The following is a 23,490-nucleotide window of genomic DNA, read 5'->3' on the forward strand; positions in this document are numbered from 1 at the left end:
CGGAATCCGCTGCGGTTGCTCCCGCAAGGGGGCGGGAACAACCAGGCCCGGCCGCCGGTGGTCAGCGGTGGATCGGGCCTTCGGTCTCGGCGAGGCGGGCGCCCTGGCCGCCCCAGCGCAGCGCGATCAGCTCCGCCGCGATCGAGACCGCGGTCTCCTCCGGAGTTCGAGCCCCCAGGTCCAGGCCGATCGGCGAGGACAGCCGGGCCAGGTCCGACTCGGACACACCGTTCTCGCGCAGCCGCTGCATCCGGTCGTCGTGGGTCCGCCGCGACCCCATCGCGCCGACGTAGCCGATCCGCTGCCGGAGCGCGAGTTCCAGCACCGGCACGTCGAACTTCGGGTCGTGCGTCAGGACCATCACCGCCGTCCGCGCGTCCAGCCGGCCCGCCTCGGCCTCCGCGGCGAGGTACCGGTGCGGCCAGTCCACGACCACGTCGTCCACGCCGGGGAACCGGCTGCGGGTGGCGAACACGGGCCGCGCGTCGCACACGGTCACCCGGTAGCCGAGGAACGAGCCGATGCGCGCCATCGCGGCGGCGAAGTCGATCGCGCCGAACACCAGCATCCGCGGCGGCGGTTCGAAGGAGTTCACGAACACCCGCATGCCCTCGCCGCGCCGCTGCCCCTCCGGTCCGTACTCCAGGACTCCGCTGCGCCCGCTGGCGAGCATGCCCCGCGCGTCGTCGGCCACCGCGTCGTCGACGCGTCGCTCCCCGAGGCCGCCGCGGGTGCGGTCGTTCCACACCAGCAGGTGCGCCCCGATCCGGGCGGCGTCGGGGTGGTCGACGACGGTCGCGACCGCCACCGGCTCCTCCGCGCGCACCGATTCGGTCACCGCGTCGAAATCGGGGAACGAGGCGCGATCCACCCGCTCCACGAACACGTCGAGGATGCCGCCGCAGGTCAGCCCCACGGCGAACGCGTCGTCGTCGCTGACGCCGTAGCGCTGCAACGCGGCCGGTTCCCCGTCGAGCGCCGCGGTGGCGCGTTCGTACACGGCGCCTTCCACGCAGCCGCCGGAGACGCTGCCGACGGCCTCCCCGGCCTGGGTCACCAGCATCGATGCGCCCGGCGGGCGTGGTGCGGACCGGAAGGTCGCCACCACGGTGCCGAGGCCGACCGCCTCACCGGACTCCCACCGCTTGGCCACCTCATCGAGCACGTCACGCACGAGCCACCTCCGCTGTTCCCGGCCTTTCCCGGGTTTCCGGCCTTTCCCCAGCCATGGACTTCTCAGCGCCGGTGACCCCCGTCGCATTCCCGAGGCGCAGCACCCACGACCACACCCGTTGCAACGAATCGAGGCTGTGCCCGGCGACGAGCCCGTCCAGGTGCGGCAGCGCCGCCACGATCCCGGACTGCACCGGCGCGTACCCCTCGTGCCCGGCGTGCGGGTTCGCCCACACCACGGCGCGGGCCAGCCGCCGCAACCTGCGCAGCTGCTCGTCGAGCAGGCTCACGTCGCCGCGCTCCCAGCCGTCGGAGAACACCACGATCACCGCTCCCCTGGCGACCCCGCGCTGCCCCCACCGGTCCAGGAAGGCCCGCAGCGTTTCGCCGAGCCGGGTGCCGCCGGAGAAGTCCGGCACCGCCTTCGACGCCGCGCGCAGCGCGTGCTCCGGGTCCCGCTGGCGCAGCTGCCGGGTCACGCGGGTCATCCGGGTGCCCAGCGTGAACACCTCGGTGCTCGCCGGGGCGCGGCGGGTCACCACGTGCGCGAAGCGCAGCAGCGCGTCCGCGTACGGGCTCATCGAGCCGGACACGTCGATCAGCAGCACCACCCGGCGCGGCCTGCGGGCCCGGCGGTGCCGGACGAGGCGCAGCGGTTCGCCACCGGTGCGCAGCATCGTCCGCAGCGTCGCGCGGGAATCCAGCGGTCCGCGTCGCGAACGGCTCCACCGCACGGCGGGACGGCTCGGCGGGTCCGGGCGCAACCGCGCGAACAGGCGCCGCAGGTGTTCCCGTTCGGCCGCGCCGAGATCGGCCAGGTCGCGGTGGCGCAGCACCTCGTCGGCGCTGGCCGCCGCCTTGATCGGGTCGTCGTCGGCGGCGTCCTCGTCGGCCTCCCCGGAGGCGAGCGCCGCGATCCGCGTCCGGCGCGGCGCGCTCGGCACCTCGGCGGCGGGCGGCGGTGCCGCGTCGAACCACGAGGTGAACGCCGCGTCGTAGCGGGCGAGGTCCTCCGGGTCGGAGCACAACGTCAACCGGCCCGCCCAGTACACCGCGGACCGCTCGGCGAGGCCGGTGTGCTCGGTCGCGGCGAGGAACGCCTGCACCCGGTCGGGCCCGCACGCCATGCCGGAGTACCGCAGCGACCGGGCGAACCCGACCAGACCGGTGAGCGTGTCCATTCCCCCATTGTGCCGCGAAAAACGCGTCCGGAGGACGCCTGATCGGCAGGACGGGCGGAGTCGCGCTCGCCCGGCACCGGCGGAGCGCTCGAACGCCGACGCCCTCGGCCGTCCCGCTCGCCGCGACGAGCGCGCAGGTCAGGACCCGGTTCGGCGAGTCAGGGCCCACCGGCGCGGAAGGACCTCAGTCCCGATCGTCCGGTTCGCCGAGGATTCCCGAGGCGCGGACCCGGTCGGTGTCCTCGCGGTACTTCAGGACGGCCCCCAGCGTGGCGGCGGCCGAGTCCGCGTCGAAGGTGTCGTCGTCCAGGGCCTGCAACGCCTGCGCCCAGTCCAGCGCCTCGGCGACGCCCGGTGGTTTCACCAGGTCCAGTTCCCGCATCCGCTGCACCGCTTCCGCCACCTGCCCGGCCAGCCGCGGGCGCAGGTCCGGCAACCTGCGGCGCAGGATGCCCACCTCGCGCTCCAGGTCCGGGTGCTCCAGCCAGTGGTAGAGGCAGCGGCGCTTGAGCGCGTCGTGGACTTCGCGGGTGCGGTTCGACGTCAGCACCACCACCGGCGGGACGGTGGCGCGGACCTCGCCGAACTCGGGGATGCTCACCGCGTATTCGGACAGCACCTCCAGCAGGAACGCCTCGAACTCGTCGTCGGCGCGGTCGATCTCGTCGACCAGCAGCACGCACGGCGCTTCCCGCAGCGCGCGCAGCAGCGGGCGGGCCAGCAGGAATCGTTCGGTGTAGAGCGAGGATTCGGCGGCATCCGCGTCCAGCGCGCCCTCGGTGGCGGCCTCCAGGGTCCGCAGGTGCAGCAGCTGCCGCGGGAAGTCCCAGTCGTAGAGGGCCTGCGACGCGTCGATGCCCTCGTGGCACTGCAACCGGATCAGGTCCACGCCCAGCGCCTTGGCCAGCGCCTGCGCGAGCGCGGTCTTGCCGGTCCCCGGCTCCCCTTCGCACAGCAGCGGGCGCCGCATGCTCAGGGCGAGGAACGCGGCGGTCGCGATCCCCGCGTTCGGCAGGTACCCCGCATCGTCCAACGCCGCGGCCACCGCGCTCGGGGACCACATCCCCACCTCACCGTCATCACCCACACCACGAGCGTAAGCGAGCCCCCGCTCACTTCCACCATCCCGCCGAACGTTGTTCAACCTCCGCCAATTTCGCGAGAAGTCGAAGGACGACCCATCCCGGCGTGCTCCCCTCCGACCGACGATCCCCCCTGGCCACGACACCGCGCTCGGGTCGAGATCGAGGCCGTTCGCGTGCGAACCTATTTCGATTTCTCGCGAAATCGCGCGAAATCCGACACGCCGGGGGCGTCAGGCGGCGGAGGGACGGGTGATGTCGGTGAGGTCCACGTTGCGCTGTTCCCAGCGGTCGTAGAGGGCGTCCCTGCCGTAGCGGGCCACCAGCTGCGACTCGGCGCGGGTGATCGGCAGCAGCGTGATCAGCTGCAGCACCGGCGTGCCGTCCTCGTCGAGCAGCACGTCGAACTCGTCGGCGAGGTAGGGGTGCGGCGCGGCGAGCGCGCCCGCGACCTCCGTGCCGGGTAGCAGCGCCCGATCGTTCATGATCAGCGCGCCGTAGCCGACCCGGCTGTTCGACTCGGTGAGCAGCTCGGCGATCACCGAGGTCAGGTGCCGCCCGTACCGCTCCTGGTCGGCGTGCACCGTGCACAGCACCTCTTGCGGCAGCGGCGCGCCCGCGGTGTGCTCGCGCAGGCCGCTGGTCAGCAGCGACACGTACGGGCCGGAGTGGTGGTCGCAGTACACGAGGTGGTAGTCGCGTTCGCGCCCCTCGGTGTCCCGGCTGTCGGCTCCGCGCACGGTGCCGACGTACTTCTCGACGTGCGCGGGAAACCCGCTGAACCGGCTCATGCCGCCACCCCTTCCGTCGAGCCGATCATGTCACGCGCCCGCGCGGAGCCCGGGGCGCCCTGAGCCCGCGCGGTGGGCGAGGTCGGGGTTCGACCGGGGGCGTCCCGGAGGTTCGCGGGCCGCTCGCCCGGCAAGCTGGCGACCATGACCGAGACGACGAACCACCGCTTCGACGAGACCACCGCCCAGGTCGATGCCCCGTCCGCGAGCACCGCGACGGCGGCTCCCGGCGCGGAGCACGTGCCGGGAGCCGAGTCCACCGGCCGCGATCAGACCACCGGCACCACGAACGGCGCCGCCGCGGAACCCGCGTATCGGCGGTTCCGGCGGCGGCGCGACGGGCTGATCGCCGGGGTGTGCGGCGGCGTGGGCGACCTGCTGGGCGTGGACGCCACCCTGGTCCGGGTGGGCCTGGTCGCCGCCACCATCCTCGGCTTCGGTTCGGGAATCCTGCTCTACCTGGTCTGCTGGGTCCTCGTCCCGCAGGACTGAAGGAGATCAGGGCAGCTGCGGCGCCTCCCGGACGAAGACGTCGAGCACCCCGTCGGCGAGCCGGACGGCGCCCTGCGGCCGGGTCTCCCCCGGCACCGTCTGCACCTGTTCGGCCCGGCGGCCCAGCTCCGCGGCGGCGGCGAACCGCTCGTCGGCGACCGCCTGGTTGCCGTCCTGGCGCGCCTGCAGTCCGTCCACCGTGGTCACGAGCGCGTCGCCCCACAGGTCGGTGGCCTGCAGCCAGGGCTCGGAGTCGGCGGCGAAGTCCTTCGGCGCCGAGGACCGGATCCGTTCGGGCGCCTGCGCGATCTGCTGGGCGTAGTCGCGCAGCCCGGCGAGGGCCTTCGCCCGATCGCCCCCGTCCCACTCGCCGCGGAACTCCTCCAGCCGACGTTCCAGCTCCGGCGCGGGCGGCTGCCACGGGGAACCGTTGGCCAGCGGCGACATGCTGTTGAGGTCGAAGAACACCAGCAGCGCCCGGGTGGTCTCCGGGTCGGCCGCCGACGCAGGCCGCAGCGCCGCCGACGGGTCCGTCGCCAGGTAGCGGGCCGCGGCGCGGTGCGCGCGCTGCGCGTCGAAATCGTCGTCGTTCCAGGCGAAGTCGGCGGCGCCGACCTCGACGACCTTGCTGGCCGCGGCCTGGTTCATCGGGTTCACCACGTCGCCGACGAGCTGTTCGCTCAACCCCGGTTCGCGTTCCCCGTACGGCCCGAGCAGCAACCGGCCGACGGACTTGTTGAAGTCGTTGACCGGGTAGTTGTCCCAGAGGAACACCTTCCGGCCCCACACCTGCGCGGCCTTCTCCGCGTCCGAGACGGTGATCTGCTCGGGGATCACGCCGTCCCCGGTCCACATCACCACGACCCGCGGGTCGAGCCCGTCGCGCAGCGCCGTCTTGTACGCCGAGTCGTCGTAGTCGGAGTACTCGGTCGGCACCGTCTGCAGCGGCTGCGCGCCGGGATGGGTGTCGATGAATTCGCGCTGCACCCGGCTGAGCAGTTCGGCTTGCGCGCGGCCCGCGGCGGCTTCGCCCGGTGCGCCGTAGCGCTCCTGGTCTTCGGCGCAGTTCCAGCGGGTGTAGGAGATGTCGTCGAACGGCACGGAGAAGTCCCGCACCCCCGAGTCGTACACGGCCTGCAACTTCGCTTGCAGCGCTTGGAAATCGGCGGGGTCGTTGTAGCAGATCGACGTTCCCGGCGAGAGCGCGAAGGTGAACTTCACGTGGTGCGCCCCGGCCTGGCCGATGAGCTGCTTGACCTCGTCGAGCTTGTCCGCCGGGTACGGCTCGCGCCAGCGCTCCCGGTGGTACGGGTCGTCCTTCGGCGCGTAGATGTAGGTGTTGAGCTTGACGTCGCCGTAGAACGCGAGCTGGTCCATCCGTTCGGCGTGCGTCCACGGGCTGCCGTAGAAGCCTTCGATCGAGCCGCGCAGCGGCATGTTCGGCTGGTCCACGACGCCGACCCCGGCGATCCGGCCGGGCGAGGCGAGCTGGCGCAGCGTCTGCACGCCGTAGTAGGCGCCGGTCGCGTCGTCCGCCCCGAGCACCACGCTGTCCTGCCCGCCGCGGGCCGCGAACACGTAGCCCTCTTCGGGCAGCGAACCGGGGGCTCCCCAGCCGTTGGCCTGCAGGCCCTTCACGATCCCCGGGGCCATCCGGTCACCGATCCGGACCAGCAGTGTCGCGTCCTCGGCGGCCGCGCCGGGTTCGCGCACGACGACGTCGGAGGCACCGGCTTCGCGCAGCACGCGCTGCGCCAGGTCCCGGGTCTGCGGGTCGACGAACGGGTCGACGACGAGTTCGACCTTGCCGCGCACCGCCACGTCGTCGCCGAGCCGTTCCGCCTTCTGCGGCTGCGGCACCACTTCCGGCACTCCTTCGGCCGGGTAGGACGCCGGCCCCGATTCGCCGCCGGTCGGGGGCTGCTGCGGAGGCGGTGCCGCCGCATCGGTGCAGCCCGCGGCGATCAGAGCGGCGCTGAGCAGCATCGCCGCCGCACCACCGACCCGGCGCCACGCACCTGAACTGGCCATCCGCCCGAACCTCCTCAACCCGTAGTACCCGGAACACGCGGCACTCAGGAGATCACACCGCCCCCGCGATCGCCGTGACCTGACCGGCTTGCGCCACCGATTCCCACCACCGCCACCCCCGGAATCCCCCGTTCGACGCCACACCCAGCACCGTCCCTCACCCCAAGGCGACAACCCCCACGAAGACCAACGAAGCAAAACCCACCGTCCCCCACCAAGTCCCTGCCACGAGCGAGCGAAACCACCCCTCCCTCGACAAAGCCGCGCAATGCGCGACAAAGCCCACCTGCCTCGCGGCGAAGCCGTGCCTGGGCGGCGAAGCCGTGCCTGGGCGGCGAAGCCAGCCTGCCTTGCGGCCGTAGGCCGTGCCTGTATTCGCGCAGCGAATAGCCCACGCAAGCAAGCCGACCACCCGCGGGTTCTCAGCGTCCTTCTCGCGAGGACAGCTTTTTCCCTCGTGGCGGAGCCACTCGGGAAAAAGATCCCGCAGCGAGAAGGACGCTGAGGTTCCGCTACCCGGACACCCCAGCAACACCAGCCGTGGAAGCAATCCCTAAAGCCGACCTTCCACGCACCACCGAAACCACACGCCCAAACCCGGGAAGGCTCTAAAACCCGACGCCGCACACCAAGCCGAGCGGGACTCCACAAACCCAGCCACACACCCAAGCCGGGCAGGCTCTAAAACCCGACCCCCCACGCCAAGCCGAGCGAGACTCCACAACCCAACCCCCACGCCAAGCCAGGGAGACTCCAAAGCCCCCTAGACGCGAAGAAGGGCCGCCCCCGCAGGAACGGCCCTTCTTCGTGCGATAGCTGGGATTCAAGAATCCCGGGTATCGGCTTGGGTCACATCATGCCGCCCATGCCACCCATCGGGTCGCCACCGCCGGCGCCCGCGCCAGCGGACTCCTTCTCCGGCTTGTCCGCGACCACGGCTTCGGTGGTCAGGAACAGCGCGGCGATCGACGCGGCGTTCTGCAGCGCCGAGCGGGTGACCTTGGTCGGGTCCGGCACGCCGGCGGCCAGCAGGTCCTCGTACTCGCCGGTCGCGGCGTTGAGGCCGTGTCCGACGGGCAGGTTCTTGACCTTCTCGGCCACGACTCCGCCTTCGAGACCGGCGTTGATCGCGATCTGCTTCAGCGGGGCCTCGACGGCCAGCTTGACGCTGTTGGCACCGGTCGCTTCGTCGCCCTCGAGCTTGAGGCCGTCGAACGCGGACACGGCGGCCTGCAGCAGGGCCACGCCGCCACCGGCGACGACACCCTCCTCGACGGCGGCCTTGGCGTTGCGGACCGCGTCTTCGATGCGGTGCTTGCGCTCCTTGAGCTCGACCTCGGTCGCCGCGCCGGCCTTGATGACGGCCACGCCGCCGGCCAGCTTGGCCAGCCGCTCCTGCAGCTTCTCGCGGTCGTAGTCGGAGTCCGAGCGGTCGATCTCGGCGCGGATCTCGTTGACCCGGCCGGCGATCTGCTCGTCGTCGCCCGCACCTTCGACGATGGTGGTCTCGTCCTTGGTGACGACGACCTTGCGGGCCTGGCCCAGCAGCGGCAGGTCAGCGGTCTCCAACTTGAGGCCGACCTCTTCGCTGATGACCTGGCCACCGGTCAGGATCGCCATGTCCTGCAGCATCGCCTTGCGGCGGTCGCCGAAGCCGGGGGCCTTGACCGCGACGGACTTGAAGGTGCCGCGGATCTTGTTGACCACCAGGGTGGACAGCGCTTCGCCCTCGACGTCCTCGGAGATGATCAGCAGCGGCTTGTTGGCCTGCATGACCTTCTCGAGCAGCGGGAGCAGGTCCTTGATGTTGGAGACCTTGGAGCTCAGCAGCAGGATGTAGGGGTCGTCCAGCGACGCCTCCATCCGCTCGGTGTCGGTGACGAAGTAAGGCGAGATGTAGCCCTTGTCGAAGCGCATGCCTTCGGTGAGCTCAAGCTCGAGCCCGAAGGTGTTGCTCTCCTCGACGGTGATGACGCCTTCCTTGCCGACCTTGTCCATCGCCTCGGCGATGAGCTCGCCGATCTGACGGTCACCGGCCGAGATCGCCGCGGTGGAGGCGATCTGGTCCTTGGTCTCGATTTCCTTGGCGCTCTTGAGCAGCTGCTCGGCGATCGCCTCGGTGGCCTTCTCGATGCCCCGCTTGAGGGCGATCGGGCTGGCACCGGCGGCGACGTTGCGCAGACCCTCGCGCACCAGCGCCTGGGCCAGCACGGTGGCGGTCGTCGTGCCGTCACCGGCGACGTCGTCGGTCTTCTTCGCCACTTCCTTGACGAGCTCGGCCCCGATCTTCTCCCAGGGGTCCTCGAGCTCGATCTCCTTGGCGATGGAGACGCCGTCGTTGGTGATGGTCGGCGCGCCCCACTTTTTCTCGAGCACGACGTTGCGGCCCCTCGGCCCGAGCGTCACCTTGACGGCGTCGGCGAGGGTGTTCATGCCGCGCTCAAGACCACGGCGGGCTTCCTCGTCGAACGCGATCATCTTGGCCATTGCGGTGTGGTCCTCCACCTATCTGGACGCCACGAAAGGCAGGTACACCCCGTGGCAGGACTCTGTGCTCGGCCAGGCTCGGTGCCCGCGACGGACGACCGGTCACGCGAAGCCGTCGTGTGGCGACGCGCGGACGGCCTCACCGTCCCGACCTGGCACTCAACTGCGCTGAGTGCCAGATCCAGGTTTAGCACTCCCGCACGGCGAGTGCAAGCCGCTCAGGTCGGGCACCGCCCCGGCCAGCCGCTTTTCCCCCGTTCGAGCCGCGGGCGGGCCATCCATCGGGTGGCCAACGCCATGCTCACTCGGTGACGGTCGGGACCTCGGTGGGCAGCCTGCCCGGATCGTAGGACGAGGAGTTCTCCGCGGAGCGCGGGGCGCCGCCGGAGCCACCGGAACCGCCGCCCGCCGAGGACGCCATCGCGATGAACACGATCACGAGCACGATCGCGGCGATGGCGATCAGCAGCGGCACCAGCCACTTCACCGAGCCGCCGCCCTTGTTCGTGGCGAACGAGGAGGACTGCGCGGGCATCGGCGGGCGCAGCCGCACCGGGTCGCCGCCCGGACCGGACGGCGGGCGCGGCGGCTGGTACTGCGGCCCGTACGGACTCGGCGGACGCGGACCCTGCGGCAGCGGCGGCGCCTGCTGCGGACCGGTGCCCGGGTTCGGCGCCGGGGCGGGCTGCTGCTGCGGAAGCGGGCCGGACTGCTGGGCGAACTGCGGGCCGGACGGCGGGCCGACGGTCGGCATCGTCTTCTTCGTCGGCGCGTCCGGGGGCGCGTTCAGCGCGGCCTTCGCCGCCGCCATCAGCTCCTTGCAGGTGTCGTAGCGCTGGTCGGGCTTCTTCGACATGCCCTTGCGCAGCACCTCGTCCAGCCCGACCGGCAGCGACATCAGCGACAGCGCCGACGGCGGCGCGGTGCTCAGGTGCCCCTGGATGACCTCCTGCACCTGCCCCTGGAAGGGCGGGCGGCCGGTGAGGCAGGCGAACAGCATGCAGCACAGCGCGTACAGGTCGGTGCGGCCGTCGACGGGCTCGCCGCGCAGGTGTTCCGGTGCCGCGTAGGTCGGGGAACCGAGGAAGTCGCCGGAGCTGGTGCGGTGGCCGGTGGCGCCGCGCCGGGTGAGCCCGAAGTCCGCGAGGTACACGTGCTCGCTGGAGGATTCCCGCGAGGTCACCAGCACGTTCGCCGGCTTCAGGTCGAGGTGCACGAGACCGCGCTCGTGCAGCATGTCGAGCGCCTCGGCGACCTGGCTGAGCAGCTCCAGCGCGCGCGGCGGCGAGATCGGGCCGTCCTTGATCAGGCTGGCCAGGTCCGATCCGTCGACCAGCCGCATCGCGATGTAGAGCATGCCGTCGACCTCGCCGAAGTCGTACAGCGGCACGATGTTCGCGTGGTCGATGGCCGAGGTGTTGCGGGCTTCGTCGACGAACCGCTCGCGGAACTCGGCGTCACCGGTGATGTGCTCACCCATGATCTTGAGCGCGACCTTGCGGCCCAGCCGGGTATCGGTGGCGCGGTACATCACGCTCATACCGCCGCGGCCGAGGACTCCGTCGATCTTGTAGTGGCCGAGGCGGCGCCCGGTGAGGTCTTCCGACACGCGAAGCAGCCTAACGTCCCGCGATCACCTCCGTCTTCGGGTTCCGCGAGTCCGATCTCGCATCGATGCGGACTCGGCCCGGAACGCCCAGTGGCCCGCCCCTCGAAACGGGGCGGGCCACTGGGCGACGAGCTTCAGACCTTGCGGACGCCGTCAGCCTGGCTTCGGCCGTCACGCCCCGCCTTCACTTCGAATTCGACCCGGTCACCTTCGGCGAGGGTGCGGAAACCGGACATGTTGATCGCGGAGTAGTGCACGAACACATCTGAACCACCATCGGTGGCGATGAAGCCGTACCCCTTCTCCGAGTTGAACCATTTGACCGTGCCGACCGCCACGGCGTCCTCCTCATTGAAATGTGACGCACGGCGCCCCGATAAAGCGCCGATGGAGCACGGATGACGCTACCGGAGCCGGACCGATTCGTCCGCTGTCGACCATTGCGACTTTTCCGCTAAATACTGCTCCAAAAGAGTGGATTTACCCGCGACTGCGAGTAGTGGACCGCATTCCACTACACCGAATCGAGGAGTGGAAAATCCTGGAATATTCCACGGTATTCGACTTCGGAAAACCGCCGCTCGCTTTCACCGCGGCATGCCGAACGGGCGAATGCGGCGGTCAGGAACGCGGCGAGCCCGACCCCTGCGACTGCAACCAGGTCGCCATCGACCGCGGATCCCGCGTCTGCACCAGCACCTGCCCCGGGCCGGCGAAATCGAACACGAGGCCCTCGCCGGTCTTCAACGACTGCGCCACCCCGTGGCCCAGCTGCCGCAGCCGCGTCTGCACGTTCTCGCCGTAGGCCACCACGTGCCCGGTGTCGACGGTGAGGAACTCCCCCGGCTGCAACGTCATCACGTCCAGCGCGCCGTAGCAGGCCAGCACCAGCGGCCCCTGACCGCTCGCGTGGCGCAGGAATCCGCGCTCCCCGCCGAAGAGGTTCTTGAACCCGGCCCACTGGTCGTCGAGCTGCACCCCGGCCGCCGAAGCCAGCCACGCCGCGCTCGCCACGCACCAGCCGTGGCCGTCGAGCTCCAGCACGTGCAGATCACCCGGCAGCGCGGGGGCGACGTCGACCCAGCCGCCCTGCTGTCCCGCGGTGCACGTGGCCCCGCCGGAAGAACCGCTCCTGGTCAGCGACTTGAGCAGGCCGCCGCCGCGGGCTTCCACCGCGACCCCGTAGCTGGTGGCCAGCATCGAACCGGTGGCGATCCGGGCGGGCTCCCCCGGCGCGAGCAGCAACCGGGCCACTCCGAACGTCGGCGTGTGCCGGTTCCGTACCTGCACAGCAGCTCCCCTCCACCGCCCCGCTCACACGATCGCTGGCAGTCTGCCACGCGCGCCGAGGCGACTTTCCGCACGCCGGTGGCGACAGCCCGGTACCCGATGACCGATGATCGTGCGGTGCCCCACGCAACTGGACCTTCCGGCCTGACCCCGGTGCGCGAGCACCAGGCCTGGGTCGCGACGCTGCTGCCCCCGGCGCCCGTGGAATCCCGGCCGCTGACCGACTGCCTCGGGCTGGCGCTGGCCGAGGACCTGGTCGCGGCGATCCCGCTGCCGCCGTTCGACAACTCGGCGATGGACGGGTACGCGGTGCGGTCCGTCGACGTCACCGAGGCGAGCCCGCAGCACCCCGTGCAGCTGCCGGTGAGCGAGGACCTGCCCGCGGGCCGGCTGGACAGCCCACCGCTGCTGCCCGGCACCGCGCACCGGATCATGACCGGCGCCCAGGTGCCGTCCGGGGCGGACGCGGTCGTGCCGGTGGAACGCACCGACGGCGGCACCGCCGAAGTGCAGGTGCAGGCCTCCGCGCAACCCGGCGCGCACGTGCGCCGCGCCGGGGAGGACGTGCAGGTCGGCACGGCGGTGCTGGCGGCGGGCGCCTCGCTGGGCCCGACCCAGCTGGGCATCGCCGCCGCCGTCGGAGCCGCACGGCTGCCGGTGCGCAGGCCGATCCGGGTGCTGGTGCTCTCCACCGGATCGGAGCTCGTCGAGCCCGGTTCGCCGCTGCGGACCGGCCAGATCTACGAGTCGAACGGCCTGATGCTGGCCGCCGCGGTGCGCGACGCGGGCGGGAAGCCGGAGCTGCTGCGCTTCGTGCCCGATGACGTGGACTCGTTCCACGCCGCGCTCGCTCCGCACCTGGAGACCACGGACCTGATCATCACCTCCGGCGGGGTCAGCGCCGGGGCCTACGAAGTGGTCAAGGACGCGCTGTCGGGCAACGGCGTCGAGTTCACCAAGGTCGCGATGCAGCCCGGCATGCCGCAGGGCGCCGGGCACTACCGCGGCGGACCCGCCGTGGTGACGCTGCCGGGCAACCCGGTCAGCGCCATGGTGTCGTTCGAGATCTTCGTGCGGCCCGCGCTGCGGCGGGCCGCGGGGCACCGCGACGCCGAACGCCCCTCCCGGCAGGCGACGCTGACCCGTCCGCTGGAGATCCCGGCCGGCAAGCGGCAGTACCGCAGGGCGCTGTTCGACGCGGCCGACGGGACGGTGACCCCGCACGGCGGCCCCGGTTCGCACCTGCTGTCCGCGATGGCCACGGCGAACTGCCTGCTCGAGATACCGGAGGAGATCACGGAACTGCCAGCCGGTTCCACTGTGGACGTACTTCTGATGGATTGACGTCCGGCTGTTTTCCGCTAAGACTGCCAGCGCACTTCCGGTGTTCCCGCTCACGGAGCCGGATCGCGGGCAAAATCGTCCCCTCACTCAGGAGTTTCAACACCGTGCGTGGCCCCTGGCGCGCCGCCCTGGCGCTGGCGTTGCACATCGGCTTCTTCGCCGTCCCGGCCTGTTTGGTTCTGGGACTGCTGGCGATAGCGGCGTACACCGTCCGCCTCGACTTCGGCGGCGGCATGCGCGCCGGGCTCGCCGCGGTCCTGGTGGCCGCATTGATCGGCGTCGGCTGGCGGACGGTGCTGCGCAGACGGGAACGTCCGCGCGGCGTGGAGCTGACCCGCTCCGCGCAGCCGAAGGTGTGGAAGATGATCGACTCGATCGCGTCGGGGTCGGGCGCCGCCTCGCCCGACGACGTGCGGGTGACCTCGCAGCCCACCGCCCGGCTGCGGGAGGACACCGCGCTGCTCGGCCTCAAGGTCCGGTCCCGGCACCTGGAGGTCGGCTTACCCCTGATCGCCGGGTTGTCCACCAGCGAACTGCGCGCCGTCACCGCCCGCGAGCTGGGCCGCACCGTCGGCGCGAGCAAGCTGGTCGTGCTGGCCGACCGGGTCGACACCAGCGTGCGGCGCACCGCGAACGGGCTCACCAGCGGCCCGGTGAAGTGGCTGTTCACCGGTTACGCCCGCGCCTACTCGGCGATGGCCTCCGGTGTCGGCGACGAGCTGTGGTTCGGCGCGGACACCATCGCGGTGAAGGCCGCCGGCAAGCGCGCGGCGGTCACCTCGCTGCGCAAGATGAAGGCGGTCGAGCTCGGCTGGCGCGACTACGCCGAGCAGTACCTGAGCATGGCCACCAAGGTCGAGCACACCCCCGACCTGCTGCTGGGGTTCCGGGCGTTCATGGACCACCCGGAGCGCAAGCCGCAGCTCGCGGAGCGGGTCAAGCAGGCCCTCGCCGAGGAGCGCGACGTGCGCCCGTCCACGCGGGACCGCGTGGAGGCGATGAAGCGGCTGCGCGGCGGCGACCGCGAACCCGAGGAGCATCCGGCGTTCGCGCTGCTGCGGGAACCGCGCAAGAGCGTGCCGGAGCTGGAGAACAAGCTGCTGATCGACGGGCTCGGCCCGCGGCTGCCGTGGCCGGACCTGGCCCGCAAGGCGGGGGCCGCGGAGGTCGCCCGGCAGGCCGGGCTGCTGAGCTCCGCGGTGGCGCAGAGCGGCCTGGAGTGCCCGCCCGCGATCGGCGGCGTGCTCGCCGCCATCCACCGCGGCGAGGGCCCGGATCTGATCAACCCGGTGCTGAACCCGGGGTTGAACCCGGATCGGGTGGACGAGGCCGTGGTGGACACGCTCACGGAGCTGCTCGGCGGTGCCGTGGTGGACGCGCTGGTGTGCGCGGGCCGGGCGCAGCACGAGCTGGACTGGGCGGGCGACTCGGTGGTGCGGCTCAGCGGTGGCAGGCCGCTGGACCCGGATCGGCTGGTGCGGCCCGCGGTGGCGGATCCGCGGCTCGTCCCCGGCCTGCACCGGGCGCTGGTGGATCTGGGCGTGCCGTTGCAGCACGCCAGGGAGCCCGCCGCGGAGCCGGAGCCGTCGGTGTCGGGGATCGTCAGCCCGGTGCAGTACGCGGGTGAGCGATACGACCTGCTGGTGACCGACCGGGGCCTGGTGTTCCTGCCGAGCTCGGCGAGCACGGCGCGGCGGCTGCTGGCCGGGGCGTCGGCGCGGGTGCGGCAGTCGGAGCTCGACGAGCTCGACGAGCTGCTGGTGGCCCCGGTGGAGCGGCTGCGGAGCAAGCAGGACGCGCAGTGGGTGGACAGCCGGGACGTGGCGGCGACGACGTTGACCCAGGAGCGGTCCGGCTGGTCGTTGAAGCTGGAGCTGTACCTGGACGACGCCTCGTCCTCGACGGTCCGCTCGGACGCGGTCGAGCAGGGCGAGGACGACGTGGCCGTGCTGGTCGTGGGCAGCACCGCGGACACCGATGAGCGCGGCGACCCCTACGGCGGTCTGGGCGAGCTGATGGGCGCTCGGATGCGGATCGACGACCACCGGGAGCCCTCGGACGAGTGAGGGATGCGGCGGCGAAAATGTCACTCTCGGTTACAAATCTCGACCCGCAATGTCCTCCAATAGCGGCTACGTAGTTCGTGTGAGCTCAATTACACTGGAAACTGCGTAACAACCTGTCGATCGACTCCGTCTCACTAGACGTCAGCCCCCTCTCACCAGGGAGGGAGCGGACACCGGGCTCCGTGTGCCGTCGGGGGGTGCACGGGCCCACATCGGGGACCGTTTGGCGCCAACGGGGAGGCGCCTTGCGGTTGGTGCCGGGGTGGCACCGGCGCTTCGGGGGCGCCGGGCCACCCCGGCACTTTTACGTCCACCCCCGCTCACCTGCGGCTGAGCCCGCCCGCCCCGCGGCCACCGGGCTCGCGACCCACCGCGACGCGCCTCCGTGCGAGCGCCCGCCGAGCGGTCCGCCACCCGCCGGAAGCCCGCCGCGGGCGGCCTCCCGGAGCGCCCGCGCACCGCCTCACCCGTTCAGAGCAGGCATAGCGCCCCGGAACGCTCCCCACCGCGCATCGCGAAGTCCACGACGTGACAGGCTCCGCACCTGCCCGCGACGCCGCGGGCGGCCAAGGACATCGTCAGCACCGCGAGGCGACCACCGATGATCGACTCCGCCCCCTGGCGCAGCCGCCGAGGGCACGTCGGCGATGCTGTACCGACACGGCCGCAGCGCAGCAGACGCGCCGCGGTCACGACCTCCGACGCAGGGGTGTAGCAGCTCGATGAGCACCCAGACAGAACCCGGCACGTCCCCCGCCAGCGGCAACCCGCTCGCGCACCTCGCCAAGCTGGCCCGCGACACCGTGCCCCCCATGCACCCGGCGGGCAAGCCGTTCGTGCTCGGCGCCGCCGTCGCCACCCTGCTGCTGCGCCGCGCGTGGCGGCCCGCGGGCGTGCTCGGCGGCATCGCCACCGCCTGGTGCGCGTGGTTCTTCCGCGAACCGCAGCGCGTCACCCCGGCCCGCGACGGCATCGCCGTCGCCCCCGCCGACGGCACCGTCGCGCACGTGGAATCCGCCACCCCACCGCCCGAACTCGGGCTCGGCGACCGGCCCATGACCAGGGTCAGCGCGTTCCTCACCGTCTTCGACGTGCACGTGCAGCGGCTCCCAGCGACCGGCGAGATCGTGCACGCCGCCTACCGGCCCGGCAAGTTCCTCTCCGCCGACCTCGACAAGGCCAGCGAGGACAACGAACGCAACTCGCTGCTGCTGCGCACCGACGACGGCCACGAGCTCGCCGTGGTGCAGATCGCCGGCCTGGTCGCCCGCCGCATCGTGTGCTGCGTCGGCGACGGAGACCGCGCCGAAGCCGGACGCACCTACGGGCTGATCCGCTTCGGCTCCCGCGTGGACCTCTACGTCCCGGCCGGCAGCCGGATCCTCGTCGAACCCGGCCAGCGCACCGTCGGCGGCGAAACCGTGCTCGCCGAACTCCCCACCGGTGGCGAGCGGGCATGAACGGCGCGCGCCTCGCCCCGCCCGGCATCCGCCTGCTGCCCAACGCCATCACCGTGCTGGCGATGTGCTCCGGGCTCTCCGCGGTGCAGTTCGCGCTGAACCACCAGCTCACCGGGGCCATCGCCGCCGTCGCCGTCGCCGCCGTGCTGGACGGGCTCGACGGCCGCATCGCCCGGCTGCTCGACGCCTCCACCCGGATGGGCGCCGAGCTCGACTCGCTGTCCGACGCGATGTCGTTCGGCGTGGCCCCGGCGCTGACGCTCTACGCGTGGCAGCTGCAGGACAACCGGGCGGGCTGGATCGCGGCGCTGATCTTCGCGGTGTGCATGATCCTGCGGCTGGCGCGGTTCAACACCCTGCTCGACGACACCGAGCAGCCCGCGTTCAGCAAGGAGTTCTTCGTCGGCGTGCCCGCGCCCGCCGCGGGACTCCTGGCCCTGCTGCCGCTCGTGCTCACCGCGCACTTCGGCTACGCCGGCTGGTGGGCGCAGCAACCCGTCGTGATGGTGTGGATGGTGGCCGTGGCCGCCCTCGCCGTCAGCCGGGTGCCCACGCTGTCGCTGAAGACCGTCAAGGTCCCCCCGCGACTGATGGCGCCGCTGCTGGTGCTGGTGGCCGTGCTGGCCGCCGGGATCATCATGTTCCCGCTGATCTCGCTGGCCGTGGCGCTGCTGGTGTACCTGATCCACATCCCGTACGCCGTGTACCGGCACCGCTGGCTCGTCCGGCACCCCGAAGCGTGGGCCGCCGCGCCCCGCGAACGGCGCGCCATCCGCAGGCGCACCCAGCGCCGCCTCGGACTGCGCCCACCGCACCCCCGGCGCGCGCTCGCGGGCGCGCGGCAGCGGATGCGGCGGGGACGCAACCGCGGACCGGACGGCCCCCGCCTGAGCTGGCGCCGCCTCGGGCTCCGCGGGAATCGTTCTCGCTGAGACTGCCCGCCCGGTCGTTTTGCTCGGGTGGTCGGGTGGCGGAACCTCAGCGTCCTTCTCGCTGCGGGATCTTTTTCCCAAGTGGCTCCGCCACGAGGGAAAAAGCTGTCCTCGCGAGAAGGACGCTGAGAACCCGCGGGTGGTCGGCTTGCTTGCGTGGGCTATTCGCTGCGCGAATACAGGCACGGCCTATGGCCGCAAGGCAGGCGTGACTTCGTCCGCCCAAGGCACGGCTTCGCCGCAAGGCACGGCTTCGCCGCAAGGGCAGGCGTGACTTCGTCCGCCCCAGAGCAAGGCACGGCCTACGGCCGCAAAGCAGGCTTGCTTCGCCGCCCAGAGCACGGCTCCGCCGCAAGGCACGGCTATGCCGCGAAGCACGGCCTACGGCCGCAAGGCAGGCTCGCTTCGCCGCCCAAGGCACGGCCTTCGCTAGGCAAGTGGGCTTCGTCCGCTTGCTGCTCGGCTTCGCTTCCTTCGTTCGGTGCGTTGGTTCGGGCCGGTAAGGGGTGCCCGCTGGCTTCGGGGTGGGTTTGCGGGTGAGGGGTGGGGTCGGGGACGGCTAGGGTCGGTGGTGTGCCGTCCTTGACCTTGAACGTTCGCTTGTCGCCGTCCGCTGCCGACACCCGTCGTGGTGTGGTGCGGTTGCACCCGGAAGTGCTCGACGCGTTGGGGTTGCGGCCGTGGGACGCGGTGGCGCTCACCGGGGCTCGGGTGACGGTGGCGTTGGCCGCCGCCGCGGACCGCGGCGGGCCGGCGGGCGTGGTGCTCGTCGACGACGTGGCCCTGATGAACCTGGGACTCGGTGAAGGCGCCGAAGTCGGCGTCGCGCCGGTGCGGGCGACCCCCGCTCGGCGGGTCACGGTGGCCGGTTCCCGGCTCGCCACCGCCGCGGCTCCGCCGGAAGTGATCAGGCTGGCGCTGACCGGCAAGGTCTTCCGGCCGGGGGACACCGTGTCGCTGCTGCCGCAGGACCTCGCCCCGTCGACGGCGGCCCACGCCGGGCAGGTCCGCAGCAGGCTCTCCGCGTCGATCGGCACGACCTGGACCAACGAGCTGATCACCATCGCCGCCACCGATCCGGACGGCCCCGCCACCGTGCAACCGTCCACTGTGGTCACTTGGCGCGGCTCCCCCGAACCCGCCCCGAGCGCGCCCGCCGAACCCGAGGAAGTCGGCCCCGCCGCACCTCCCTCCCCGGTGGCGCCCACCGAACCCGCCGTCCCCGTCAGCGACCTCGCCGGATCGCGCGAGACCGCGAACCGGCTCGCCGAATGGCTCCGGTTGTCGTTCGAACAACCGGAACTGCTGCACCGGCTCGGCGCCACCGCCCGGCTCGGCGTGCTCGTCAGCGGCCCGTCCGGTGTCGGCAAAGCCACCCTGGTGCGCTCGGTCGCGGCCTCCGTGTCCGCGGAACTCGTCGAAGTCACCGCGCCCAGCATCGCCGCCCTCGAATCCCGCGGCGCCGCCCGACGCCTCCAAGAATCCCTGGACCGCGCCACGGAGATCGCCGCGAACGGCCGGAACTGCGTGCTGCTGCTCACCGACGTGGACAGCCTGCTGCCCGCCACCGAACCGCCGCCCCTGGCGACCGTCGCGCTCGACGCGCTCACCGCCGCGATGAACGCCGAGCGGGTCGCCATCGTCGTCACCAGCGCACAACCCCAATCCGTCGACCCCCGGCTGCGCGAACCCGGCCGGATCGACCGGGAACTGACCATCGGACTCCCCGACTCCGCGACCCGCGTGGAACTGCTGCGCGTGCTGCTGCGCAACACGCCGCTCGCCGCCGACGTGGAACTCGGCGAACTCGCCGAACGGACACCGGGCTTCGCCGCGGCCGACCTGGTGGCGCTGTGCCGGGAATCCGCGGTGCGCGCCGCGCTGCGCCACCGCGACAACGCGGCCGAACCCACCCTCTCCCAGCACGACCTCATCGCCGCGCTGTCCTCCGTGCGCCCCATCTCGATGTCCACATCGGACGACCTGCGCACCGGCGGGCTCACCCTGGACGACGTGGGCAACATGGTCGACGTCAAGCAATCGCTCACCGAAACGGTGCTGTGGCCGCTGCGCTACCCGGACTCGTTCACCCGGCTCGGCGTGGAACCACCGCGCGGCGTGCTGCTGTACGGGCCACCGGGCTGCGGCAAGACGTTCCTGATCCGGGCGCTCGCGGGCAGCGGACGGCTCAACGTGCTGTCCGTCAAAGGCGCCGAACTGATGGACAAGTTCGTCGGCGAATCCGAACGAGCCGTGCGCGAACTGTTCCTGCGCGCCGCCAACGCCGCCCCCACCCTGATCTTCCTCGACGAAGTGGACGCACTCGCACCGCGACGCGGCCAATCCAGCGACTCCGGCGTCGGAGACCGCGTCGTGGCGGCGCTGCTCACCGAACTCGACGGCGTCGAACCCATGCGGGACGTGGTGGTGCTCGGCGCGACCAACCGCCCCGAACTCGTCGACCCGGCCCTGCTGCGCCCCGGCAGACTGGAACGCCTGGTCTACGTCCCGCCGCCGGACCAGCACGCGCGGGCGGAAATCCTGCGCTCCGCGGCGAAGAACACCCCGCTCACCCCCGACGTGGACCTGGCTGCGGTGGCCGCCGACCTCGACGGCTACTCCGCCGCCGACTGCGCCGCCCTCGTCCGCGAAGCCGCGCTCACCGCGATGCGCGAATCCCTCGACGCCGCCGAAGTTTCCGCCGCGCACCTCGACGCCGCCCGCCGAGCAGTCCGCCCCTCGCTGGACCCCGACCAACTAGCAACCCTGCAGTCCTACGCTGATTCACGTCGTTGAGGGTTTGAGCCGGTCGTTTTGCTCGGGTGGTCGGGTGGCGGAACCTCAGCCGGTCTCTCGCTGCGGGATCTTTTTCCCAAGTGGCTCCGCCACGAGGGAAAAAGCCGTCCTCGCGAGAGACCGGCTGAGAACCCGCGGGTGAGCGGCTTTTTGACGTGGGCTATGTGCTTCGCACATACAGGCACGGCCTACGGCCGCAAGGCAAGCGTGGCTTCGCCCGCCTACTGCACGGCTACGCCGCGAGGCACGGCCTTCGGCCGCCAGGCAGACTTCGCTTCGCTCGTCCAAGGCACGGCTTCGCCGCCAGGCACGCAGGCGGGGGTTTGCCTGTCTGGGGCGCGGTTTCGTTGGGACGGGGGCTTTGCTGGAGCGGGGGTTACTTGCCGCCCTTGCCTAGGCCCTTGTAGTCGTTGGTGATGATGGCTATTACGCCGGGGCTCGCGTCGCCGACTCCTTCGAAGCGGGGTTCCGCTCGGGCCTGGAACGCAGCGGCGACCTCCTTGGCCTGCGCCTCCTCGGCGGTGCCGGGGCGGTAGTAGACGGTCGTCGTGGGGATCGTGCCGCGCGCGTAGTTGCCGACCTCCGGGACCTCGTAGCCGACGCTGCGGAAGTCGTCGGCGGCCCGGTGCGCCAAGCCCTTGATGGTGCTGTTGTTGTAGACCCGCACGACGATGTGCTGCCGGCCGTGCTCGGCGTCCGGCGCTTCCGGGCGCGGCTGGTTCACCGGCGGGGCCTGCGGCTCGGGATCCGGCAGCTGCGGCGGCTCCTCGGCGGCGGGCGGCGGCTGCGCGATCGACGAGGACGGCGGCGGTTCCTCGGAACTCGCGGGCAGCGGCGGCAACGGCGGCAGCGGCGCCTCCGTCTGCTGCTGATCGACCGGCGGCGCCGCGGCGTCATCCGAGCCGCCGGAGACCAAGGTCGTCAGGCCGATCACGGCCGAGAGCGCGCCCGCTCCGATGAGGGCGTAACCGCCGATCTTCGCGGCGGACGGGCTGGTCGGGGGTTCCCCGGAAGTCATCAGTGCCACTCGATTCCCAGTCGGCGGGCCTGCCGGGCACGCTGCCGACTCGCCCGCACCTTGCGCAAACGTTTGATCAGCATCGGATCCACCCTGGCCGCCGCCGGGTCGTCCAACAGGTTGTTCAGCACCTGGTAGTACCGCGTGCCGGACATGTCGAACAGCTCGCGGATGGCCCGTTCCTTGCCGCCCGCGCCCTTCCACCACTGCCGTTCGAACGCGAGGATGCTCAGCTCGCGATCGCCGAGCTCCCGATCGGCCGAGGCACCCGCCGCCCGTTCCGCGAACGCCGAATCGTCCGATGTGGACGGTTCGGCGGGAACTCGCGGCAGCGGCTCGGTGGGCGGGTCGACCGGCCGCAAGTGCCTGCCGGGCACCGGTTCCGGAGCCGCTTCGCGCTGCCCGTCGGTACGCGCCAATTCCTCGCACTGCCGGGCGATCTCGTGCACGGTCAGCATCTGGGCGGCGTCCATCTGGCTCCTCGCGTCGCGATCCGGGGACCCCCGCGTTCGCCGGAATCACACGCGTGTGATTCCGCCCCCATTACATCACGCGTCCCCGAAGGCCGTGCGCGGCCAACACGCCCTCGGCGGAGATCCGCGAACCGCCCGACGAAGATCACTCCGATGGGCGTCGCGCGCCGCGCGAACGGCCACGCCCGAGGCGGGTCGCGGCGGCGTACCGATATCCTCCGCCGCATGGCTGTTCACCCGATCCGCATCGTGGGCGACCCGGTTCTGCACCACCCCACCCGCCCCGTCGAGCACTTCGACGAGGCGCTGCGCACCCTGGTCGACGACATGTTCGAGACGAACACCGCCGCCAACGGTGCCGGGCTCGCAGCCACCCAGATCGGCGTCGACCTGCGGGTCTTCGTCTACGACTGCCCCGACGACGAGGGCGTGCGGCACCGCGGCGTGGTGGTCAACCCGACGCTGGAGACGAGCGCGATCCCCGAGACGATGCCGGACCCGGACGATGACTGGGAAGGCTGCCTGTCGGTGCCCGGCGAGGCGTTCCCGACCGGGCGGGCGAGCTGGGCGAAGGTCACCGGGTTCGACGTGGACGGCTCGCCCGTGGAGGTCGAGGGCACCGGGTTCTTCGCCCGCTGCCTGCAGCACGAGACCGACCACCTGGACGGCTACCTGTACTTGAACCGGCTGATCGGGCGCAACGCGCGCGCGGCGAAGAAAGCGGTCAAGCGCAACGGCTGGGGCCTTCCCGGCCACTCCTGGGACCCGGCGGTCGAAGGCGACCCGTTCGCCGACGACGAGGACTGAGCCTCACCGCGGGAAGTCCTGCGTTTCCAGCGTGACGTCGAACGGCGACGGCAGCTCGATCGGCTTCCCGAACGGGACGGCGTGCGATTCCCGGTAGGCGTCGCCATCGGGTTCGGAGAACAGCGTGACCGTGGGCCAGCGCGGCGCGAAGCGGTCGATGAGCAGGTACAGCGGAATTCCGGCCTGCGCGTACGCCTTGTGCTTGGCGCCGCGGTCGGTCTCGGCACCGCTCTTCGACGTGATCTCCACGGCGAGCAGGGCGTCTTCGCCCGGCAACACGACCGCCGGTGTCATTCGCTCCCGCAAAGCCACCAGCAGAAACGTCTCCCAGGACGATTCCTGGAGCACCGGTGCAGCACTCACAACGCGATCACCTCCTGTGCTGGTGTCGTCGCGCACTGTAACCTCCAGGTCTGACAAGAGTTCGTTTTCCCTGCTAGACAGCCTATCCCTGATCC

19 protein-coding genes are annotated in these 23,490 nt (G+C 71.7%); 7 read left to right on the forward strand and 12 right to left on the reverse strand.

Going from position 1 to position 23,490, the window contains the following annotated elements:
• Nucleotides 1-61: 61 nt before the first annotated feature.
• From BJ969_RS26145 to BJ969_RS26160, 4 genes are all read right to left on the reverse strand, one after another.
• The gene (locus tag BJ969_RS26145) at nucleotides 62-1,174 is read right to left on the reverse strand and encodes an XdhC family protein (protein ID WP_184483344.1); all 1,113 of its coding nucleotides are present in this window, start codon (nucleotides 1,172-1,174) and stop codon (nucleotides 62-64) included.
• Nucleotides 1,167-2,354: a vWA domain-containing protein gene (locus tag BJ969_RS26150; protein ID WP_184483346.1), complete on the reverse strand. Its 1,188-nt coding sequence runs from the start codon at nucleotides 2,352-2,354 to the stop codon at nucleotides 1,167-1,169. The genes BJ969_RS26145 and BJ969_RS26150 overlap by 8 nt, the downstream gene beginning before the upstream one ends.
• Nucleotides 2,355-2,538: 184 nt before the next feature.
• Entirely contained in the window at nucleotides 2,539-3,417 is an 879-nt protein-coding gene (locus BJ969_RS26155; RefSeq protein WP_184485828.1) for an AAA family ATPase, read from the reverse strand.
• A gap of 252 nt (nucleotides 3,418-3,669) precedes the next feature.
• A complete protein-coding gene (locus BJ969_RS26160; protein WP_184483348.1) occupies nucleotides 3,670-4,227 on the reverse strand; it encodes a suppressor of fused domain protein in 558 nt (185 codons plus the stop codon).
• A 144-nt stretch (nucleotides 4,228-4,371) separates the two neighbouring features.
• Here BJ969_RS26160 and BJ969_RS30925 point away from each other — a divergent pair, with 144 nt between their 5' ends.
• Nucleotides 4,372-4,719 (forward strand): PspC domain-containing protein, encoded by a 348-nt coding sequence (locus tag BJ969_RS30925; RefSeq protein WP_184483350.1) that lies wholly within the window; start codon nucleotides 4,372-4,374, stop codon nucleotides 4,717-4,719.
• 6 nt (nucleotides 4,720-4,725) lie between these two features.
• On the opposite strand, the gene BJ969_RS26170 is transcribed toward BJ969_RS30925, so the two are convergent.
• The 5 genes from BJ969_RS26170 to BJ969_RS26190 form a co-directional block, all read right to left on the reverse strand.
• Nucleotides 4,726-6,750: a glycoside hydrolase family 84 protein gene (locus BJ969_RS26170; protein ID WP_184483352.1), complete on the reverse strand. Its 2,025-nt coding sequence runs from the start codon at nucleotides 6,748-6,750 to the stop codon at nucleotides 4,726-4,728.
• An 849-nt stretch (nucleotides 6,751-7,599) separates the two neighbouring features.
• Nucleotides 7,600-9,237, reverse strand: coding sequence for a chaperonin GroEL (gene groL / locus BJ969_RS26175; RefSeq protein ID WP_184483354.1), 1,638 nt, complete (start codon nucleotides 9,235-9,237; stop codon nucleotides 7,600-7,602).
• Nucleotides 9,238-9,538: 301 nt separating this feature from the next.
• Complete coding sequence (locus tag BJ969_RS26180; RefSeq protein WP_184483356.1) at nucleotides 9,539-10,846, reverse strand: protein kinase domain-containing protein; 1,308 nt, start codon at nucleotides 10,844-10,846, stop codon at nucleotides 9,539-9,541.
• Between the two features lie 134 nt (nucleotides 10,847-10,980).
• A complete protein-coding gene (locus BJ969_RS26185; RefSeq protein ID WP_184483357.1) occupies nucleotides 10,981-11,184 on the reverse strand; it encodes a cold-shock protein in 204 nt (67 codons plus the stop codon).
• A gap of 283 nt (nucleotides 11,185-11,467) precedes the next feature.
• On the reverse strand, nucleotides 11,468-12,136 hold the full coding sequence (locus BJ969_RS26190; RefSeq protein WP_184483359.1) for a TIGR00266 family protein: 669 nt from the start codon (nucleotides 12,134-12,136) through the stop codon (nucleotides 11,468-11,470).
• 99 nt (nucleotides 12,137-12,235) lie between these two features.
• Here BJ969_RS26190 and moeA point away from each other — a divergent pair, with 99 nt between their 5' ends.
• From moeA to BJ969_RS26215, 5 genes are all read left to right on the forward strand, one after another.
• Nucleotides 12,236-13,480: a molybdopterin molybdotransferase MoeA gene (gene moeA, locus BJ969_RS26195; RefSeq protein ID WP_184483361.1), complete on the forward strand. Its 1,245-nt coding sequence runs from the start codon at nucleotides 12,236-12,238 to the stop codon at nucleotides 13,478-13,480.
• A 104-nt stretch (nucleotides 13,481-13,584) separates the two neighbouring features.
• Nucleotides 13,585-15,546, forward strand: a complete 1,962-nt coding sequence (locus tag BJ969_RS26200) for a M48 family metalloprotease (protein ID WP_184483363.1) — start codon at nucleotides 13,585-13,587, stop codon at nucleotides 15,544-15,546.
• Between the two features lie 722 nt (nucleotides 15,547-16,268).
• Nucleotides 16,269-17,006, forward strand: coding sequence for a phosphatidylserine decarboxylase (locus BJ969_RS26205; protein WP_184483365.1), 738 nt, complete (start codon nucleotides 16,269-16,271; stop codon nucleotides 17,004-17,006).
• Nucleotides 17,003-17,938 (forward strand): CDP-diacylglycerol--serine O-phosphatidyltransferase, encoded by a 936-nt coding sequence (pssA, locus tag BJ969_RS26210; protein ID WP_184483367.1) that lies wholly within the window; start codon nucleotides 17,003-17,005, stop codon nucleotides 17,936-17,938. Before BJ969_RS26205 ends, pssA begins: the two co-directional genes overlap by 4 nt.
• A gap of 573 nt (nucleotides 17,939-18,511) precedes the next feature.
• Nucleotides 18,512-20,734 carry an AAA family ATPase gene (locus BJ969_RS26215; protein WP_184483369.1) on the forward strand — a complete coding sequence of 741 codons (2,223 nt, stop codon included), beginning with the start codon at nucleotides 18,512-18,514 and terminating at the stop codon, nucleotides 20,732-20,734.
• A gap of 376 nt (nucleotides 20,735-21,110) precedes the next feature.
• Here the strand turns inward: BJ969_RS26215 and BJ969_RS26220 are convergent, their stop codons facing one another.
• Both BJ969_RS26220 and BJ969_RS26225 read right to left on the reverse strand, forming a co-directional pair.
• Nucleotides 21,111-21,752 carry a LytR C-terminal domain-containing protein gene (locus BJ969_RS26220; RefSeq protein ID WP_184483371.1) on the reverse strand — a complete coding sequence of 214 codons (642 nt, stop codon included), beginning with the start codon at nucleotides 21,750-21,752 and terminating at the stop codon, nucleotides 21,111-21,113.
• Nucleotides 21,752-22,084, reverse strand: coding sequence for a DUF3263 domain-containing protein (locus BJ969_RS26225; RefSeq protein ID WP_246458483.1), 333 nt, complete (start codon nucleotides 22,082-22,084; stop codon nucleotides 21,752-21,754). Before BJ969_RS26225 ends, BJ969_RS26220 begins: the two co-directional genes overlap by 1 nt.
• 366 nt (nucleotides 22,085-22,450) lie before the next feature.
• Between BJ969_RS26225 and BJ969_RS26230 the strand changes: the two genes are divergently transcribed.
• A complete protein-coding gene (locus BJ969_RS26230; RefSeq protein WP_184483375.1) occupies nucleotides 22,451-23,032 on the forward strand; it encodes a peptide deformylase in 582 nt (193 codons plus the stop codon).
• A gap of 3 nt (nucleotides 23,033-23,035) precedes the next feature.
• Here the strand turns inward: BJ969_RS26230 and BJ969_RS26235 are convergent, their stop codons facing one another.
• The gene (locus BJ969_RS26235; RefSeq protein ID WP_221315943.1) at nucleotides 23,036-23,431 is read right to left on the reverse strand and encodes a Uma2 family endonuclease; all 396 of its coding nucleotides are present in this window, start codon (nucleotides 23,429-23,431) and stop codon (nucleotides 23,036-23,038) included.
• Nucleotides 23,432-23,490: the final 59 nt, after the last annotated feature.

The sequence above is a fragment of the Saccharopolyspora gloriosae genome (assembly GCF_014203325.1).
In the GTDB taxonomy this organism is placed as follows: domain Bacteria; phylum Actinomycetota; class Actinomycetes; order Mycobacteriales; family Pseudonocardiaceae; genus Saccharopolyspora_C; species Saccharopolyspora_C gloriosae.